Origin of the sequence: Rheinheimera sp. WS51 (assembly GCF_050936095.1) — a bacterium.
In the GTDB taxonomy this organism is placed as follows: domain Bacteria; phylum Pseudomonadota; class Gammaproteobacteria; order Enterobacterales; family Alteromonadaceae; genus Alishewanella.
In genome coordinates, this window is sequence record NZ_JBOTRC010000017.1 from 1 (window position 1) to 17,567 (window position 17,567).

At 42.0% G+C, this 17,567-nt stretch carries 17 protein-coding genes; 16 read left to right on the top strand and 1 reads right to left on the bottom strand.

From position 1 onward, the window contains the following. Window positions 1-14 precede the first annotated feature (14 nt). On the bottom strand, window positions 15-959 hold the full coding sequence (locus ACRCA4_RS13720; RefSeq protein ID WP_433189752.1) for a 1-aminocyclopropane-1-carboxylate deaminase/D-cysteine desulfhydrase: 945 nt from the start codon (window positions 957-959) through the stop codon (window positions 15-17). A gap of 73 nt (window positions 960-1,032) precedes the next feature. On the opposite strand from ACRCA4_RS13720, the gene ACRCA4_RS13725 reads away from it, so the two are divergent. From ACRCA4_RS13725 to ACRCA4_RS13800, 16 genes are all read left to right on the top strand, one after another. Further along, complete coding sequence (locus tag ACRCA4_RS13725) at window positions 1,033-1,956, top strand: hypothetical protein (protein ID WP_433189755.1); 924 nt, start codon at window positions 1,033-1,035, stop codon at window positions 1,954-1,956. Then, complete coding sequence (locus ACRCA4_RS13730) at window positions 1,953-2,546, top strand: PilN domain-containing protein (protein ID WP_433189758.1); 594 nt, start codon at window positions 1,953-1,955, stop codon at window positions 2,544-2,546. Before ACRCA4_RS13725 ends, ACRCA4_RS13730 begins: the two co-directional genes overlap by 4 nt. After that, complete coding sequence (locus ACRCA4_RS13735) at window positions 2,546-3,196, top strand: hypothetical protein (RefSeq protein WP_433189761.1); 651 nt, start codon at window positions 2,546-2,548, stop codon at window positions 3,194-3,196. The genes ACRCA4_RS13730 and ACRCA4_RS13735 overlap by 1 nt, the downstream gene beginning before the upstream one ends. Next, window positions 3,174-3,497, top strand: a complete 324-nt coding sequence (locus ACRCA4_RS13740; protein ID WP_433189764.1) for a hypothetical protein — start codon at window positions 3,174-3,176, stop codon at window positions 3,495-3,497. Before ACRCA4_RS13735 ends, ACRCA4_RS13740 begins: the two co-directional genes overlap by 23 nt. Continuing rightward, window positions 3,490-5,163 (top strand): pilus (MSHA type) biogenesis protein MshL, encoded by a 1,674-nt coding sequence (gene mshL / locus ACRCA4_RS13745; protein WP_433189767.1) that lies wholly within the window; start codon window positions 3,490-3,492, stop codon window positions 5,161-5,163. Before ACRCA4_RS13740 ends, mshL begins: the two co-directional genes overlap by 8 nt. Then, on the top strand, window positions 5,120-6,064 hold the full coding sequence (locus ACRCA4_RS13750) for an ExeA family protein (RefSeq protein ID WP_433189770.1): 945 nt from the start codon (window positions 5,120-5,122) through the stop codon (window positions 6,062-6,064). The genes mshL and ACRCA4_RS13750 overlap by 44 nt, the downstream gene beginning before the upstream one ends. Further along, complete coding sequence (locus tag ACRCA4_RS13755; protein WP_433189772.1) at window positions 6,061-7,116, top strand: hypothetical protein; 1,056 nt, start codon at window positions 6,061-6,063, stop codon at window positions 7,114-7,116. The genes ACRCA4_RS13750 and ACRCA4_RS13755 overlap by 4 nt, the downstream gene beginning before the upstream one ends. A 3-nt stretch (window positions 7,117-7,119) precedes the next feature. Beyond that, on the top strand, window positions 7,120-8,862 hold the full coding sequence (locus tag ACRCA4_RS13760; RefSeq protein ID WP_433189775.1) for a GspE/PulE family protein: 1,743 nt from the start codon (window positions 7,120-7,122) through the stop codon (window positions 8,860-8,862). Between the two features lie 2 nt (window positions 8,863-8,864). Continuing rightward, the gene (locus ACRCA4_RS13765) at window positions 8,865-10,091 is read left to right on the top strand and encodes a type II secretion system F family protein (protein WP_433189778.1); all 1,227 of its coding nucleotides are present in this window, start codon (window positions 8,865-8,867) and stop codon (window positions 10,089-10,091) included. Window positions 10,092-10,182: 91 nt separating this feature from the next. Beyond that, a complete protein-coding gene (locus tag ACRCA4_RS13770) occupies window positions 10,183-10,758 on the top strand; it encodes a prepilin-type N-terminal cleavage/methylation domain-containing protein (protein ID WP_433189780.1) in 576 nt (191 codons plus the stop codon). A 23-nt stretch (window positions 10,759-10,781) separates the two neighbouring features. Next, window positions 10,782-11,231: a prepilin-type N-terminal cleavage/methylation domain-containing protein gene (locus tag ACRCA4_RS13775; protein WP_433189783.1), complete on the top strand. Its 450-nt coding sequence runs from the start codon at window positions 10,782-10,784 to the stop codon at window positions 11,229-11,231. 17 nt (window positions 11,232-11,248) lie between these two features. Next, window positions 11,249-11,704, top strand: coding sequence for a prepilin-type N-terminal cleavage/methylation domain-containing protein (locus tag ACRCA4_RS13780; RefSeq protein WP_433189785.1), 456 nt, complete (start codon window positions 11,249-11,251; stop codon window positions 11,702-11,704). After that, window positions 11,698-12,261 (top strand): type IV pilus modification PilV family protein, encoded by a 564-nt coding sequence (locus tag ACRCA4_RS13785; RefSeq protein WP_433189788.1) that lies wholly within the window; start codon window positions 11,698-11,700, stop codon window positions 12,259-12,261. The genes ACRCA4_RS13780 and ACRCA4_RS13785 overlap by 7 nt, the downstream gene beginning before the upstream one ends. Then, the gene (locus tag ACRCA4_RS13790) at window positions 12,261-13,052 is read left to right on the top strand and encodes a PilW family protein (protein ID WP_433189791.1); all 792 of its coding nucleotides are present in this window, start codon (window positions 12,261-12,263) and stop codon (window positions 13,050-13,052) included. The genes ACRCA4_RS13785 and ACRCA4_RS13790 overlap by 1 nt, the downstream gene beginning before the upstream one ends. Beyond that, window positions 13,042-13,482: a type II secretory pathway component gene (locus ACRCA4_RS13795; RefSeq protein ID WP_433189794.1), complete on the top strand. Its 441-nt coding sequence runs from the start codon at window positions 13,042-13,044 to the stop codon at window positions 13,480-13,482. Before ACRCA4_RS13790 ends, ACRCA4_RS13795 begins: the two co-directional genes overlap by 11 nt. Further along, entirely contained in the window at window positions 13,482-17,534 is a 4,053-nt protein-coding gene (locus ACRCA4_RS13800) for a DUF6701 domain-containing protein (RefSeq protein ID WP_433189797.1), read from the top strand. Before ACRCA4_RS13795 ends, ACRCA4_RS13800 begins: the two co-directional genes overlap by 1 nt. Window positions 17,535-17,567 lie beyond the last annotated feature (33 nt).

The following is a 17,567-nucleotide window of genomic DNA, read 5'->3' on the forward strand; positions in this document are numbered from 1 at the left end:
TGGCCTGGATAAAATTATTTGTTTTGCGTTAGCAATAAATAATCTTCATTGCTTATCAAATTACGGTATCTCAGGCCGTCAAGGCCTTGCAATCCACCGGTATGAAAGAATGTAATTGTTGAATAGTTTTTTAGTTTATCTTGCTCAATTAACTTAAATAATCCATATAATGCTTTGCCGCTATATATAGGCTCTACAAATACTTTATATTGAGTCATCTCTTTACAAAAATTTAGTAATTCAGAGCTAAATTTAGCATAGCCGGCGTCAGTGTATTCCATAGATACAGTCCAGTTACTATGCGCATGCTCTGATAGCAGGCTTGTTATTCGTTTTGGAATACTCACATCCCTTACTGTTGCTATGCCTAGTATTTCTATTGGATTGCCCTCTATAACTCCTGCAAGTGTTCCGCCACTTGCTGTAGGTAACACAATTAAATCTGCTTTACCGCAAGGAGTGTCTGTTAATTTAAGTTCTGCAATGCCACGCTTTGCTTCTTCAGAGGTTCCCCCTTCTGGTACCAATAACAAGTTTGGGTGTCTTCCTTTAAGTTGCTGGCAAAAACTGTCTTCGTTACGCAGTCGATATTCTGCTCTAGTTAATAACTTGAACTCCATACCCTGCTTTAAGCAAAATTGTATTGTGGGGTTATTTGTATCTAGGCTATCGGCACGTAAATAGGTTAGGCTTTTCATGCCAGCTTGCTGACAAGCGACAGCGACTGCTGCGATATGATTGGAGAAAGCGCCACCGAAAGTAACAATTCCTTGCTTATTATTTTCAACAACCTTTGCTAAATGATATTTTAATTTGCACCATTTGTTTCCTGAAAGCTGTTCAGGTTGCACTTGATAAGAGGCTATCCATAGTTGTTTTTTTTGCTGGTTCAGTAGGGGGTGTTGCAGCTGCTGCCAGAATAGTTTATTAATAGTTGTATGGATAGAATCTTGTAGCATTTTAATGTGTTACATTAAGCAAGTGTTAGGTGCTAACTAGTATACAATTATCAACATAGTAAAAGGTAGCGTGATGCTAAGAAAGTTACTTCAAATGCTTAAGGTTGCTCCAGCGGATAATAAGGCTCAGGCTATTCTCCATCTTTCTTCGGCATCGATTCGTTTTCTTATACTTCCTTCGAAGCATAATTTATCTGCATCTACCATTGACACTATCACAATAGAAAATAATAACTGGCAACAAGCCCTAACTAGGGTATTAGATTTACTGCCAACATACTGTTTATTGCATATTGCGCTGTCGCCTGATCGCTATCAGATTATTCAATTAGACAAGCCAGCAGTTAACCCTGATGAAATGCTTCAAGCCTTGCCTTGGTTAGTTAAAGATCTGGTTGAGATACCGGCCGATGATATGGTTGTAGATTACCTTGAGTTACCTGAAGTCAATGCGCAGAATCCTAAAATAAATGTGGTAGTGAGCAGGCTTTCTACACTTAAAGCATTAGTTGAGCATATTGATAGTCACGGTAAAGTTATTAGTACAATTCAACCTGAAGAATGGTTACTTGCGGGCCAACTTATAGAATCCAATCAGTCGACAATGTTAGTCATGCATCAGCCCGGCCAAGACTTATTGATTCAAATTGTCAGAAAAGGTGTTATCTATTTTTCCCGCCGCGCTCGTGGTTTTAATAGACTATCTGACATTACAGCGGATGAGCTTCAGTATGATGTTATTAATAACCTATTATTAGAATTGCAGCGATCTATGGATTATTTTGAGAGCCAGTTAAAGCAGCCGCCGGTACGAGATATATATTTAGTTGTTAACCAAGCTGCAGTTATGGTTGAACAGCTAAAAACTAATGGTTATAGCCGAACTGAACCATTACAGTTTTCTCCCTTGCCTGATAATGTTAACAAGGCTGAGTTAACCTCATATTGGGCTGTATTAGCGATATTGCCACAAATTTTAGCTGAGGTTAGCTCGTGAAGCAGAGTATTAATTTATACCAAGCCATTTTATTTCCGGTTCGCCATACTTATACTCTTAAACGGCTGTTAATCTCGAGTGCCTTTATTTTTGCTGTTTTTATAATGATTTGTGCCGTTTTATTTTATCAATTATCTGCTGTTGAAAATAAAGTAGCCAAGCAAGAGCAGGATCTTCAAGATAAAATGGACGTTGTCACGCTTTACCAACAAGCATTACAACAGCGTAAACCTACGGCTAGTTTGGTTGAACAATTTGATCGTGCAAAGACTGAACTTGTTCAGCTGCAAAAGCTACAGACATTTCTTAATAACCGCCAGCAACAGTCGGATCAACTTTATAGCCCTGTATTACAGCATCTTGATCGGATCCACGATCGAGGTTTATGGTTAACAGCTTTTCAATTAAATCAGAGTAACAGTAGTTTCCAAGGGGTAGCGCTTGAACCTGTCTCTGTAACCCGTTGGCTAACCAAATTGCGCCAGTTTAACTATTTTCAGGGCCAAGATTTTAGTCATGTCAGTGTGTCGCAAATACCAGAAGATACTGCAGTTAACTTTGTGCTAAGTGCTGACAAAGGGGCTAAATAATGGCGGATATACAAAAATTAGAGTCTAAGTTCCTATCCTTACAATCTAGAGAGCAAGGTTTAATATTTTGGGGCTTTTTGGCCTTGCTCTGTTGGCTATTATTTATTTTACTCGTTGAACCAACCTGGCAAAATTGGCAACAACAACGAGTTAAATATGCTGACTTACAGCAGCAGATTACCCGCTTAAATGAGCAAGAGTCGCTGTTGCTACAGCAAATTTCTATTGATATTGATGCCGAACATAGCAATAAGTTAACTCTGTTGCAGCGTGAAAAAAATATATTGCGTCAGAAAATACAACAAAGCACTCAGCATTTTATTAGTGCCGATCAAATGGTTAGCTTAATACAAAATATGCTAGAAAATAGCTCTAGCGTGCAGCTGCAACTTTTGACTACAGCACAATCTAAGCCGCTAATGCTTGCTGGCCAAGCCGAAAATACCGCGCCGCTTTTGTATCAACATAGTATAACCTTACAATTAACGGGCAATTTTAAATCCTTAGTCCAAGCATTGGAGCAGATAGAGCAGTTGCCTTGGGTGGTTGAATGGAAGCAATTAGAATATAGCGTATTAACCCACCCGGCAGCAGTGATGACGTTAGAGTTAGTTACAGTGAGTGAACATGAAAATATTATTAAGCTTTAGCTTGTTACTTATTTGCTTTAGTTGTAACGCAGATCCCACCCAGCCTGCCGCGGGTTGGGGAAAACACGCTAATGCCTTGGTGCAGAAAAATACTGCAGTAGATCAGTCATTAAAAGTACAACTAATAAAAAAAAATGGCAGTGGCTGGTTAGCTATTATCGACGGCAACTTAGTGCGAGAAGGTCAGTCTTTGGCTAATTACAAGGTATTAGAAATTAATGCTAAGCAGGTTGTTATTGAGCGTAATGGCAATCGACAGATTTTAAATTTACACAATACAGCGATCAAACAATATGAATAATAAGCGTATTTTACAGTTTTTCAGTTTTAGCGCAGGATTAGCATTGGTTGGTTGCCAAGCATTAACGCCTACGCAAGTTCCTAAGCAAGCTCAGCAGCAGCTGCAAAAAGCGAGTTTTGATACTAAAGCGGCTTCAGCGCAAACAAATAAGCATCTAGTGCCTAATGCGGTTATGCAAGATTTATTAACCAGCAACAAGGTAACGGCTGCGCCTCAATTGCCTCGGTTTGATATAGCCGCTTCAGATGTTGCTTTAAATGATTTTTTCCAGTCTTTAGTTGCTGATACGCCCTACAGCGTGGTTCTGCATCCAAATGTAACAGGTACAATTAACTTACAACTTAAGCAGGTTAGCTTGCCAGAAGTGATGACTATAGTGCAGCAGCTATATGGCTTTGATATAAGACAGCAAGGCTTAGTTTATAAAATTCACCCAGCAGGCTTACGCACCGAAACTATAGCGGTGAATTATTTAATGTTACAACGAAAAGGTTTTTCGTCTATCGCTGTTAATTCTGGTGGGGTATCGCAAGATAATCAGAATAATAATCAAAACCAAAATAATAGGAATAGCTCGACGCAAACTAGCTTTAATCAAGATGGTTTTAATAACCAGAGTCAGTCGCAAGCACAAAATACCCAACAGCAATTTAATGGTAGTACTATTCAAAGTGAAAGTTTAACTGACTTTTGGCAAGGCTTAGAAAAAGCGGTTAAAACTCTAGTAGGTAATGGTACGGATCGGATGGTGGTTATTACACCACAAGCTGGTTTAGTTACTGTGCGCGGTATGCCAGAAGAGATTGCAGCAGTTAAGGCTTATTTAGGTCAATCAGAGCAGCATTTGCAGCGTCAAGTTGTGCTAGAAACCAAGATTATTGAAGTGACATTAAATGATGAGTATCAGCAAGGGATAAATTGGCAAAACGCCATTATGAATTTGCGTAATACCGGGTTTAACTTTAGCACTAGCGGTGTAATAGCTAGCAATGCTATTACATCTTCACTAGGTGGGGTATCGGCAATCTCGGTAAGTAATGCAGACTTTAGCGCTGTTATTAATTTGCTAGAAACTCAAGGTAATGCACAAGTATTATCTAGCCCTAGAGTTAGCGCAATGAATAATCAAAAAGCAGTAATTAAAGTTGGCCAAGACGAATATTTTGTTACTAATATTAGTAATGACACTATAACTGGTGCCGGTGGTACCACAAGCTCACCTAATATTTCGCTACAGCCGTTTTTCTCTGGTATCGCATTAGATGTTACACCACAAATTGATGCTAATGGCAGTGTAATTTTGCATGTTCACCCTTCGGTCACAGAAACATCGGAGCAAAATAAAACGATTCGTTTTAGTAATGAAGAAATAGTACTGCCACTGGCCCAAAGTAATATTCGCGAATCAGATACCATTATTCGCGCCCGTAGTGGTGAAATAGTAGTGATAGGCGGCCTTATGCAAACAGTGACTAGTGATAGCGAATCACGGACGCCAGTACTCAGTGCTATTCCGTTACTTGGCCAACTATTTACTAGTAAAAACAAACTAGATAAGAAAAAAGAGCTGATTATTTTACTTAAACCAACAGTAGTAGAAACAGGTGTATGGGCAGAGCAAATTGACCAATCATCTATTCAAATGTCAGATTGGTACCCGAGATAACTTAATGTATTTACAGCACTTTGGTTTAACAAAAATGCCCTTTGGTTTAACACCAGATACAGAGTTTTTTGTTGATCTAGAGCAGCACCACGATGTACTCGATGTATTAACTCTGGCTCTAAACAGTGGTGAGGGTTTTATTAAAATCAGTGCAGAAGTGGGCAGCGGTAAAACCTTGTTGTGTCGGAAAATATTACAACAAGCGGCTGAGCATTGGCAGTTAGCTTATATACCTGATCCTTGTTTAACGCCTTTAGAATTAAAATGGGCGTTAGCGCTAGAGTTAGGCTTAAAGTTCTCTAGTAATATTGAGCCAGGGCAATTATTGCCTCTGTTACAGCGCCAGTTAGTCTCACTGGCGGCGCAAGGCAAGCAACCTATAGTGCTTATTGATGAGGCTCAAGCCCTGCCAGATGACACCTTAGAAGCTTTACGTCTGCTAACTAATTTAGAAACCGAGAAGCGTAAGTTGTTGCAGGTTGTGTTATTTGGTCAGCCCGAGTTAGACAAAAGGCTATATTCTTATCGGTTTCGTCAATTGCAACAGCGAATCACGTTTTCTTGCCGATTGGCGTTATTAACTCGCTCGCAAGTTAGGGGTTATGTTAATCATCGTACTCGTTTAGCGGGTACAGAAAAACCATTGTTCAGCCGACTCGCCATTAACGGTTTGTATAAATATAGTCGTGGCATTCCTAGGCTCGTGAACATTTTAGCGCATAAAGGGCTGTTGTTAGCTTATGGTGAAGGTAAAGCTCGTGTTGGCTTAAGCCATATTTGGCAAGCTGCGCGCGATACTGATAATGTTAAACAAGCCTCATTATGGTGGTATGGCCTTGTAACAAGTATATTTCTTGCAGCTTATGTGCTATTTGCTTTTTATGACGGGTTAATAACATGAGCGTAATTAATAAAATGTTGCGTGATTTAGAACAGCGCCAAGATAGGCAGACTATAGCGACACAACAACTTAGAGTGCCATACCAAACTGGATCTGGCTTTAAAGTGCTAGTGTTAATTTTGCTAGCGGTGCTAATAGCAACCTTGGGTTATTACTATTTATTCAGCCCTGCTAGCACTAAGTTACAAGCTGCAGCGACTAAAAAAGAGACTGCTGCAATAATAGAGCCAGTTAAGCCGGACAGTGCAGCGGCTAATAGTGAATTAAATGGTCAATCTAATAATGGGTCCATGCAGCAGCATAGCGCAGAGGTTGCGAAGGTAATAGAGATAGCCGCTAGCTTGCCACAAGCTAGGCTGACCTCTGAACAAACGGTGAGTCAAAAAATAGAGCCGCAGCCAGAGCAGATTGTTAAGCCGGATATCGCAAAAGTAAAAACAGCTGCGCCGGTTGAGAATGCAATAAATAAGCTTGCCGTTATCCGTGCGAATACTGAGCATAATTTAGCCCAGCAAGCCTTAGCGACCGAACAAGCAGGACAAATAAGAACGGCGTTATTATTATGGCAACAACTTGCCCAGCAGCAGCCACAGCAAGCTGATGCTTATTTGGCCCAGGCGCGAATATTACAAAATATGGGGCTGTATGACCAAGCGCACTCAGCCTTGATACTAGCGACGGAGAATGGTGTAGTAAATAGTGAAATTCAGTTGTTATTAGCCCAACAAGCTATTGAGCAACAACAATGGCAGCTTGCAGATAGGTATTTGCCAGCAACATTTTTACTAACCGAGCAGCCAGAATATTATGGCTTAAAAGCCACGGTTCTACAGCAGCTAGGCGAGCATCGTGCTGCAGAACAATGGTTTAGTAAACTTATTACGGTTCAGCCACAGCAAGCCAAGTGGTGGTTAGGTGCTGCTATTTCATTTGAAGCCTTAGGGCAGCAACAACAGGCTTATCAGCATTATCAGCAGGCTTTACAGTGGGGGCAGCAATTATCAGCTGCTAGTCGACAATATATTCAACAGCGTTTGATAGTAACTGAGTAGCTCATGCAAAGAACTCGATTAAAAATGCGCTTAGGTGATTTGCTGGTACATGAAAGCATTATCACTGAGCAACAGCTTACCGAAGCGTTAGATCATCAAAAACAAAATGGCCGTAAGTTAGGCGCAACCTTAATTGAAATGGAAGTGCTGACTGAACAGCAACTATTACAATTTTTGGCACAACAGCTTAATTTACCTTTTTTAGATATTGCTCAAGCACGAATTCCAGCTTCTACCGTTAAGCTGTTACCCGAAGTACAAGCGCGACGTTTTCGCGCCTTAGTATTAGAAGATAAAGGCGAAAGTGTCGTTGTCGGTATGAGTGATCCTGCTGATCTTGCTGCAATAGACCAAATAACTGACCTGCTAGCGCCAAAACAAGTTGAACTAGCCGTTGTACGTGAAAGCCAATTAATTAGCGCCTTTGATAACTTATATCGACGGACTAAAGATATTGAAACCTTTGCGACGCAATTAAAAGCCGAATATAGCACTGATGACGTCGCTGAATTTAATATCTTTGAAGAAGAAGCGGATGCAGATAACACTATCTCAAAACTATTACAGTCTATTTTTGAAGATGCGGTACAAGTAAAAGCCTCTGATATTCATATTGAGCCAGATGAAAAAGTGCTACGGATCCGCCAGCGTATAGATGGTGTTTTGCAAGAAAGTATTCTTAATGAAGTCAGTATTGCTTCGGCTTTAGTATTAAGGCTAAAGCTAATGGCAAATTTAGATATTTCAGAAAAGCGTTTGCCACAAGACGGCCGATTCCAAATTACAGTAAAAAAACACCAAATAGACGTTCGTATGTCGACAATGCCTGTGCAATATGGCGAGTCGGTCGTTATGCGTTTGTTAGACCAATCTGCCGGTTTATTGGGCTTAGAAAAAACCGGTATGCCAGAGCACTTGCTAATTAAGTTACGGCGTATCATTAAAAGCCCGCATGGCATGATTTTAGTCACAGGGCCTACAGGCTCGGGTAAAACAACAACCTTATATGGTTTACTGACCGAATTAAACCAAGCAGGCAGCAAAATTATTACGGTAGAAGATCCTGTAGAATACCGCTTACCACGAATAAACCAAGTACAGGTTAATCAGAAAATTGGTTTAACCTTTAGCAATGTGTTACGCACCACCTTACGACAAGATCCCGATATTATTATGGTGGGTGAGATGCGCGACCAAGAAACCGCCGAAATGGGCTTGCGCGGCGCATTAACTGGACACTTAGTATTATCTACTTTGCATACCAATGACGCTGTTACGAGTACCTTGCGGTTAATTGATATGGGCGCTGCGTCTTATCTTGTGGCTAGTGCTTTACGAGCTATTATTGCCCAGCGCTTAATAAGGCGTTTATGCCAATATTGTAAAGCGCCTTACCAACCGGATCAGCAAGAAATTAGCTGGTTAAAATATGCTAATGCTGATACTGGTGCTGCTTATTGGCATGGTGCGGGGTGCCAGTCGTGTAACTATACAGGCTACAAAGGGCGAATGGGGGTGTTTGAATTGTTAGTGATAACCAAACCGTTAGCAGATGCCTTACGCCGAGGTGATACAGAAGCCTTTAGTAATATTGCCCATGCCAGTGAAGATTTTGTTAGCTTGGGCACTATGGCTTTAGATTATGCTCAACAAGGGTTAACTAGCTTAGACGAAGTTATTCGCGTATCTGAATATCTAGATTTAGATGTTGAGTTAGCTGCAACGCCTTCGGTTGATCAGAGTTAGCTATGGCAGAATATAGCTATACCGCAAGAGATGCTAAGGGCAGCGCTGTCAGTGGAACCCTGAATGCTAATAGTGAAGCTGCAGCGGCCGATATGTTGCGACAACGTAGCGTTATTCCAATTAGCATCCAGCTAAATAAGGCAAGCGGGTCAAGTTCATTTTCGTTAGATAACATATGGGTTAAATCGGTTAGTTTAACCGAATTAATTATATTCTCGCGGCAAATGTACTCGTTAATGAAAGCGGGCATTCCTATTATCCGTGCTATTGAAGGCTTGTCAGTAAGCACTAACTCAAAATTGTTAAAGCGGGTATTGCTTGAAGTAGTAAGCCAGCTTGAAAGTGGCCATAACTTGTCGAGTGCATTAGCCGAGCACCCTGCTGTCTTTAGTCGATTAATGATTAGCTTAGTGCATGTAGGGGAAAACACCGGTCGTTTAGATGAGGCTTTTCTGCAGTTAAGCTATTACTTTGAGCGCGAGCAAGATACCCGTAAACAGATTAAACAAGCAACTCGTTATCCTATATTTGTTATCTTTGCCCTATTTGTCGCTATGTTTATTCTAAATTTAGCGGTAATCCCTCAGTTTGCGAATATGTTTGCTCGTTTTAATGCTGAACTACCTTGGTCAACTAAAGCCTTGCTGGCTAGCTCGCGTTTCTTTGTTAACTATTGGCCTTTTATTATCGCCGGCCTAATTGGTGCCTTTTTTGCTGTGCGTTACTACGTTAAAACGCCCGCGGGTAGCCTACGCTGGGGCCGCTGGAAACTCTCTTTGCCTATTATTGGTGATATTATCTATCGGGCAACGTTAGGCCGTTTCTCGCGTAGTTTTGGCATGATGCTCAAAGCGGGGGTGCCTCTAACTTCAGCTTTAAACCTAGTAGCCGATACAGTAGATAATGATTACTTAGGTGAAAAAATACGAGAAATGCGGCGCAATATTGAACGCGGCGAAGGCCTGTTACGAGTAAGCCAACAAAGTAATATGTTTACCCCCTTAGTGCTACAAATGATAGCCGTAGGTGAGGAAACCGGTGCTATGGATGCTATGCTAACGGAAGTTGCCGGTTTTTATGAGCGTGAAGTGGAGTTTGATTTAAAAAGTCTAACTGCCAAAATAGAACCTATATTAATATCAATAGTAGCGGGTATGGTATTGATACTAGCTTTAGGTATTTTTACCCCAATGTGGGATATGTTAAACGCCTATAAAGGCACAAATTAATGGCAGCTAATTTGATAAAAAAAGAACTAAGTCGTGAATTTAGCCAAAAAATAGATATACTCATAATAACAGGTGGATACAGGAACAAATGATGAGAAAACAAACTGGTTTTACTTTAATTGAAATAGTTATAGTCATTATTATTCTTGGTTTATTGGCGGCTACCGCTTTACCTCGTTTTTTAGATGTGACTGATGATGCTGAAAAAGCCTCTCTTGATGGCATTGCTGGCGGCTTTGCTAGCGCAGTAGGCTTAGTGCGGGCTCAATGGGAAGTTGAAGGCCGACCAGGCCAAGGCACAGTTAAAGCCACAGTAAATTATGATGGTATAAGTGTGGGGGTCGATGGCGGCGATGCGAGTCGTAGTGGCGGTTACCCAACTAATAATGGTGCCAGCGGTAATACGACTATTGCTAATGTTAATGATGCTGCCTGTTTATGGGTTTTAGATAATATTTTGCAATCAGCTCCGGCTGCAACTGCAACGCCTGCTCAATTTCAAAATGGTAATTTTCAAATATACGCTCGTGCTAACGCTAACCAGTGTTATTACCACCAAGTAATCAGTTTGCGTGGTTTAAGCTCGGCACCTACAGGAGCCAGCACCCCAGGTAATGGCTTTATCTATAACCCTGCTTCAGGCAAAGTAAACGTATTTAAAAACTAATTTAAGTTAATAGAGGAAGTACTATGAAACGTAATCAAGGTTTTACATTAATAGAGTTAATTATAGTTATTGTTATATTAGGCATTTTAGCTGTAACAGCAGCGCCAAAGTTTTTAGATTTTGGTACTGATGCGCGTAAGTCAGTGTTACAGGGTGTGAAGGGCTCTTTAGAGTCAGCTAGTTCATTAATTTATGGTAAGGCTATTATTGCTGGGTTACAAAAAACAGCAAAAGCTGACTCACCTAACGTAGAAGGTGTGGATATCCATTATGGTTATCCTGTAGCAACAGTTGCTGCAATAGAAGCTGCGGCTGAGTTGACAGACTTTGCAGTGGTACTTGAAGGCTCTGAGGTGAGAATAGGTGAAAATGCCACTGCCGTTACTGCTACTGGAGCCTGTTATGTGCAATATGCTGAATCAGCAAGTGAAGGCGCTAAACCGGCTATCACTATAGTGTCAACTGGTTGTTAATTTAGCGATATAATACAATGAAACTACCGCGCACCCAAATAGGCTTTACCCTAGTAGAGTTGATTGTGGTGCTAGTTCTGGTCGGGGTACTAGCAGTTAGCTTAGTGCCCCGTTTTTTTTCTGATGACGGAGTGAAAGAGTATTTATACCGTGATCAAGCCTTAAATATTCTACGCCGAGTGCAAATGCAAAGCATGCAGTGTTCTAGCTGTGCGCCTGCTGCTGTGAATGTTATTGCAAAGCAGCTTTATGTTGGCAGCGCTAGTTGTCAAAACGATGCGACCCATCTATGCATTTCAAGTCGAGACTCGGCAATGACACTTATCCCCATCAACTTTAACCAAAGCATTAAGTTTGATAGCAGTGGTAAGCCATTAGATAGCTGTGCTAGCGGCCAATGTGAAATTAGAGTGCAAGGTGCGGTAACCTTAGCAATCTGCATTGAATCAGAAGGCTATATTCATCCATGTTAGGCTATAAAAAGTTGCAACAAGGGGTAACTTTAATCGAGCTGATAATCGGTATTGTGGTGTTAGCGATAAGCTTAACCTTAGTGACATCAGTATTAGGCCCGTTGTTTATTAAAAGCACCGATCCTTGGCATCAAGTACGGGCAACAGAACTTGGCCAGAGTTTAATGAATGAAATTTTAGCGCGCTCTTTTGATGAAAACAGCAGCCGAAGTGGTAGCCTATTACGCTGCAATGAAGCTGGCGCTTTAGCCTGTACTAGCCAAGCTAATTTTGGCCCAGATGGCAGTGAAACGCGATTGCAATTTGATGATGTCGATGATTTTATTGCTGTAAACTCATTAGCCGATGCCCTAGCTTATATTGACGATGCCGGCGAGCGCGAAAAGTATTATCGTAACTATCAAGTTTCTGTTGCGGTGCGTTATGCTACAGCGGCAGATTTAAGCTTGTCTTCCGGGGCAGCTATAGGCGCAGAGCAGCTAAAAGTGATTACCCTAACAGTAACAACACCTAATGGTGAGCCTATTCAATTTTCTGCGTTAAAAGGAAATTGGTAATGCAAAATCGAGGCTTTACCTTAATAGAGCTAGTGATTACCTTAGTGGTGTTAGCTATTTTAGCCGTTGGCGTAACCAGTTATATAGGCATAGGCGCTTCTATGTATAGCGATACCGCTCAACGCGAGCAGCTATTAGGTCAAAGTCGCTTTGTTGCCGAGCGAATGTTACGAGAGTTACGCAATGCAGCGCCTAATAGCATAAGAGTGCAGCAACAAGCCGGGATAATGAGTTGTATAGAATTTTCGCCCGTTGCGGCTGCCGGCTTTTACTCTGTCGCCCCCATTAAACCTGATAACCACGCCAAGCTTGAGCTTAATTTATATAACTGGCAAGCAGGCTTGCTAAACAAAGCTTTTTTAATTTATCCGCTTAACCCAAGTGATTACTATGCAACAAGTAACGCTAGAATAGAGCTTAGTGGCGCAGTGGTTACAAATAGCGCAGATATAACAACGCCAGCGCAAGGTGCAACAGTTAAGCTAAGCTTGAATAGTCCGCATAGCTTTGAACACCAGTCACCACAAAAGCGGTTTTACATAGTGGATCCGCCAGTGAGTTACTGTGCTGCTAATGGCCAAATACGCCGTTTAGTGGGGCATAATTATAATACGGGCTTACCAATCATAGGCTCTGGAGTGTTAATGGCAGAAAGCGTGCGTCGGGCTGAATTTAAAATTCTACCTGCGGTTTTAACCCGTAATGCTGTGGTTAATATGCTACTGGTATTTGGCCCTGAGGGGAGTGATTTGTTTTTCAATTATGAGGTGCATATTCCTAATGTTCCTTAAACAGCCAAATAAGGTACAGCAACCTTTGCAGCTTAACTTGCCAAGGCAGCGGGGCAGTGCCTTAGTGATTGCTGTTTTTGTTATTGTGGTTATGCTGGCGCTGACTATAGGTATTGCTAGGTTATTAATCAGCAGCAGTGAAACCGTTGTTTATGAAGTGCAGGGCAGTCGAACCTTATTTGCAGCGCAAAGTGGTTTGGAAATTGCTTTAACAGAGCTATTTCCGTTATCAGCAGCCACCCAAAACTGCTCAGCTTTAAGTGCTAGTCAGCAGTTTTTTACGCCAGCTTTGCAAGGTTGCACTACAGCAATAAGTTGCGTTAGTTATGCTGTAGCTGGAGAAGCGCCCTTGTTTAAAGTAACTAGCACCGCAAGCTGCGTTGCAGGTGAGTTTGAAACTCAGCGCACAGTACAATTAGAGGTGCGCTAATGATACTTAGAGTATTAGTGATATTTTTATTAGTCTTTAGCCAAGCGGCGATAGCGATGCAGTGCACTGACTTATGGTCGCAGGCTGTAACATCAAATAGCGCTAATCCTACTAGTGTGCCCTTTCCTGACACACCTAATGAAAGCTTTCCTCAGCCGCTTGTACCGGGTGATTACTATTATAATTCTCCGGCATCATACTCTATTTCTAATAACACTCAGCGCACGACGACAGGAGCAACGGCCCGTTTATTTATCAATGGCAATTTAACTATAGGCAATAATTCTCAACTTAATGTTGGTGGGCCTGCAGAAAATTTAATTATCGTCGTCAGTGGTAACTTAACCATTAATAATAACGCTGAAGTGAATGGCTTTATCCTGGCTGGCGGAGCTATTTCTTTAAATAATAATGTCGTTATTAATGGTGCTGTAACAGCAAAAGGAAGTGTTGCTAGCAGTGGCGCGACTATTAATTATCGACCAGCAAGTATTGCTAATATTGAGGGTGGCGTGGTGTGCGATCAGCCAGCACCTTTGCCGTCACCTCTAGCAGAGTACCGCTTTGATCAACTTACATGGAATGGCTCTGCCGATGAAGTTTTAGATAGTATTGGTAGTAACCATGGAGTTGCAGTTAATGCAAATACTATAGACCAAGGTCAAATTTGTCGCGCTGGCGAGTTTAGCGGCAATAATAGCTATGTAAGATTAAATGATTTATCGGTTTTAACAGGCACAGCCTCATTAAGCTTTTGGATAAAAACAACTGCAACGGGAGATAACGCTGGTTGGCGGGCTCCTGCTGTGGCAGGTGTTGAGCAAAGTGGCGGTGCTGATGACATTTTTTGGGGCTGGATAGATGCGAGTGGTAAAATAGGTTTAACTAAAGGTAATGATTTTACCGCGACAAAATCTAACAGCAGCATTAATAATGGTCGGTTTAGGCATGTAGTATTAACAAGAAACGCAGCTAATGGTGAGTTTCAAATTTTTATCGATGGAACCTTAGATAGAAGTGGAAGTTTAGCATCGCAACAAGGCACTGTAACCACAACATTTAATGATATAGGCCGTGTATTGTATACCAACGGCTCTGGCGCTAACTATCTAAATGCGCAATTAGATGAAGTACAAATTTACGCTGAAATTATTAATGCCAGCCAAGTGCAGCAGTTATATCAATTGCAACTGGAGCAACGAAACTCTGATGGTGAAATAAGAGAGTGTCCAACATCCGGTTTACAATGTTTAGCCGATGACTTTAGCAGCGCTGATTTATCTGATAGCTGGGTAACCGCAACGAGTGGTGGAACCTTCCTCCCTCAAGTAGTGAATGGTCGCTTACGCTTAACCGAAGCAAGAACCAACCAAGCAACCTCGGCCACTTATCAACGCTTATACCCAGCAGAAGATAACTTAGTAGTTATTGAGTTTGATTACTGGGCTTATGGCGGCTCTAGTGCCGATGGTATAGCTGTCGTGTTATCTGATGCCAAAGTAACCCCACAGCCTGGTGCCTTTGGCGGTGCGCTTGGTTATGGCTATAAGTCTGGTATCTCTGGCTTTGCTGGTGGCTGGTTAGGTTTTGGCTTAGATGAGTATGGTAACTTCTCAAACGAAGGTGGAGTTGGCAGTATCGGCCGTCGTCGCCAATCTGTCGTAATTCGCGGTTCAGGCTCAGGCACTAGCGGTTACCGTTATTTACGTGGTACTTGTAATAATGGCACAACTAACGTTAATACTAACTGCCTTAGCCCCGCTGTAGATGGCAATCAAAGTTCACCGCATCGTTATCGTTTTGTTGTTGACTCAACCCTTGCTAATCAAACTTTAGTTTCAGTTTTTCGCGATACTGGCTCTGGCTTTCAAGAGCTTATCGCGCCTTTTAATGCCCAAAGTGCAACAGGGCAAGCGCCTGTGCCTGAGAATTTTTTATTATCGCTTACTGGATCTACCGGCGGATCAACCAATATTCATGAATTAGATAATTTGTCTATTTGTGCTTTACAATCTTTTGGTATAGGCCAACAAGTTGATCACTTTGAATTTGATTATAGTGGCCAAGCCTTAACCTGTTCTCCAGAAAGCTTTACTGTGCGCGCATGTAAAAATGCAGCTTGTACTGAATTAGTTACTGAACCTGTTACTGCCGATTTAAGCCCAGCAAGCTTAACGAATGGCGGCTGGGTAGGAGGGAATCAGATTAGCTTCAGTGGTGGTAGTACAGTAGTCGATTTGCGCCAACCGGCAGCGGGTAATGTAACTATAGGGGTAACGAGTTCGGTGCCCAGTACTAAACCACTAAGCCGCACTTTATGTCGTGCTGGCGCAGGCGGTTTAAATGAAGCTTCGTGCACCATTAACTTTGCTGACAGTGGCTTTGTATTTGATATTAACGACGGTATTGCTAATTTAGAGCAAACGAATGTGCTAATTAAGGCCGTGCGTAAAAGTGATACTAGCCAGCAGTGCATTCCCGCCTTTGCTGATGTCACACGTGATGTCGCGTTTTGGAGTGACTATATAACACCAGGTGCAACTGGCCGGCCTGTGTCCTTACCTGTTTCGGTGAATACAACTAATGTTGGCATAAATAGCGCGGCTGCAACTAAGGTGAGTTTAAATTTTAATGGCCAAGGTGAAGCGGCAATGGCAATAAACTACCCTGATGCAGGACAAGTACAGTTAAATGCTCGCTATAACGGCTCTGCGGCTAATGATGATACTGGCCTTGTTATGCAAGGAGCAGATCAATTTATTCGCCGACCTGCAGCCTTATGTATACAAACTCAAGGTGAATGCAGTGCTGCTGATAGCAGCTGCGCTAAGTTTAAAAAAGCCGGAGAACGTTTTGATTTAACTATTACAGCCAGAGCCTATGGTAGTAATGCGGATGCCTGTAGTAATGCTGTCACGCCTAACTTCGTTATGGTCAATATACCCATGCAACATCAACTGGTTGCGCCTAGCCCCGGTAACTTAGGAACCATAGCGGTATCTAGTTATAATCATACTGCCAATATCGACGGCCAAGCTGTACTTAGCCAAAGCGTTTCAGAGGTTGGTATATTCACATTTAATACGCCGGCGTTAAATTATTTAACCATGGCCGACCCTATACCGGCAGCGGCAAGTGCCGCAACAGGTCGGTTTGTGCCTGATCATTACGTTTTAACTCAAGGTTCGGTTATTCCTGCCTGTAGCGCTGCTTTTAGTTACTTTGGCCAAAAAGGTTTTACGACTAGCTTTAATATAAAAGCAGTCAATACTAGCGGTATTGTTACTCAAAACTACAAAGACAGCTTTGCTAAGCTTAATATAAACCAGTGGACTGACACCACGGCGAGTGTCGGCTTGCGTTATAGTGCACCGAGCCTACCAACAGACTCAGTATTGCAACAGGGGGATATGACACCGGTAGGCAATTGGCATTTAGGCGAAGCGGATATTGTAAGTACTCACTATGCAACTAAGCCTAGTGCTTTAAGTGCGCCCTTGCTGTTAGATTTATATGCCACACCTGTTGATAGTGATGGCGTAACACTGCACAGTAGCGCTGATGGCATAATTAGCAGTAGTCCTACTGAGTTACGCTTTGGCCGTTTAGTGTTAGATAATGCTTTTGGTCCAGAAGATGTCGCCATGCCATTAAGCTTTTACACTGAATATTGGCAAGGCGACCAATTTATTTTAAATAAGCAAGATAGTTGCACTGTCATTACTGGACCGGCTGATCCTGTTGCTGGCCAAAGCTGCTCTTTTTCTCCAAGCTCTGGCGATCAATGTAACACCATCGCCGGCAGTTCCGAGTTAACGTTAGTTGGCTCAGCTGGAAATATTGATCAAGGCGTCTTCCCCGCCAGCAGTTTATTAATTAAGGCGCCAAATATACAAGGCGAATGGCGATTACAATATAACACTGAGCCTTGGTTGCGTTATAATTGGCGAGATGCGAGTAGTGGTTTTAGTCAGCAACCCCAAGCTGATATTCATTTTGGTCGCTTTAGAGGAAACCCTCGGCAAATTTATTGGCGCGAACTTTTTCACTAAAGCACAGCCTAACGGGTGCAGACGGTGATAACT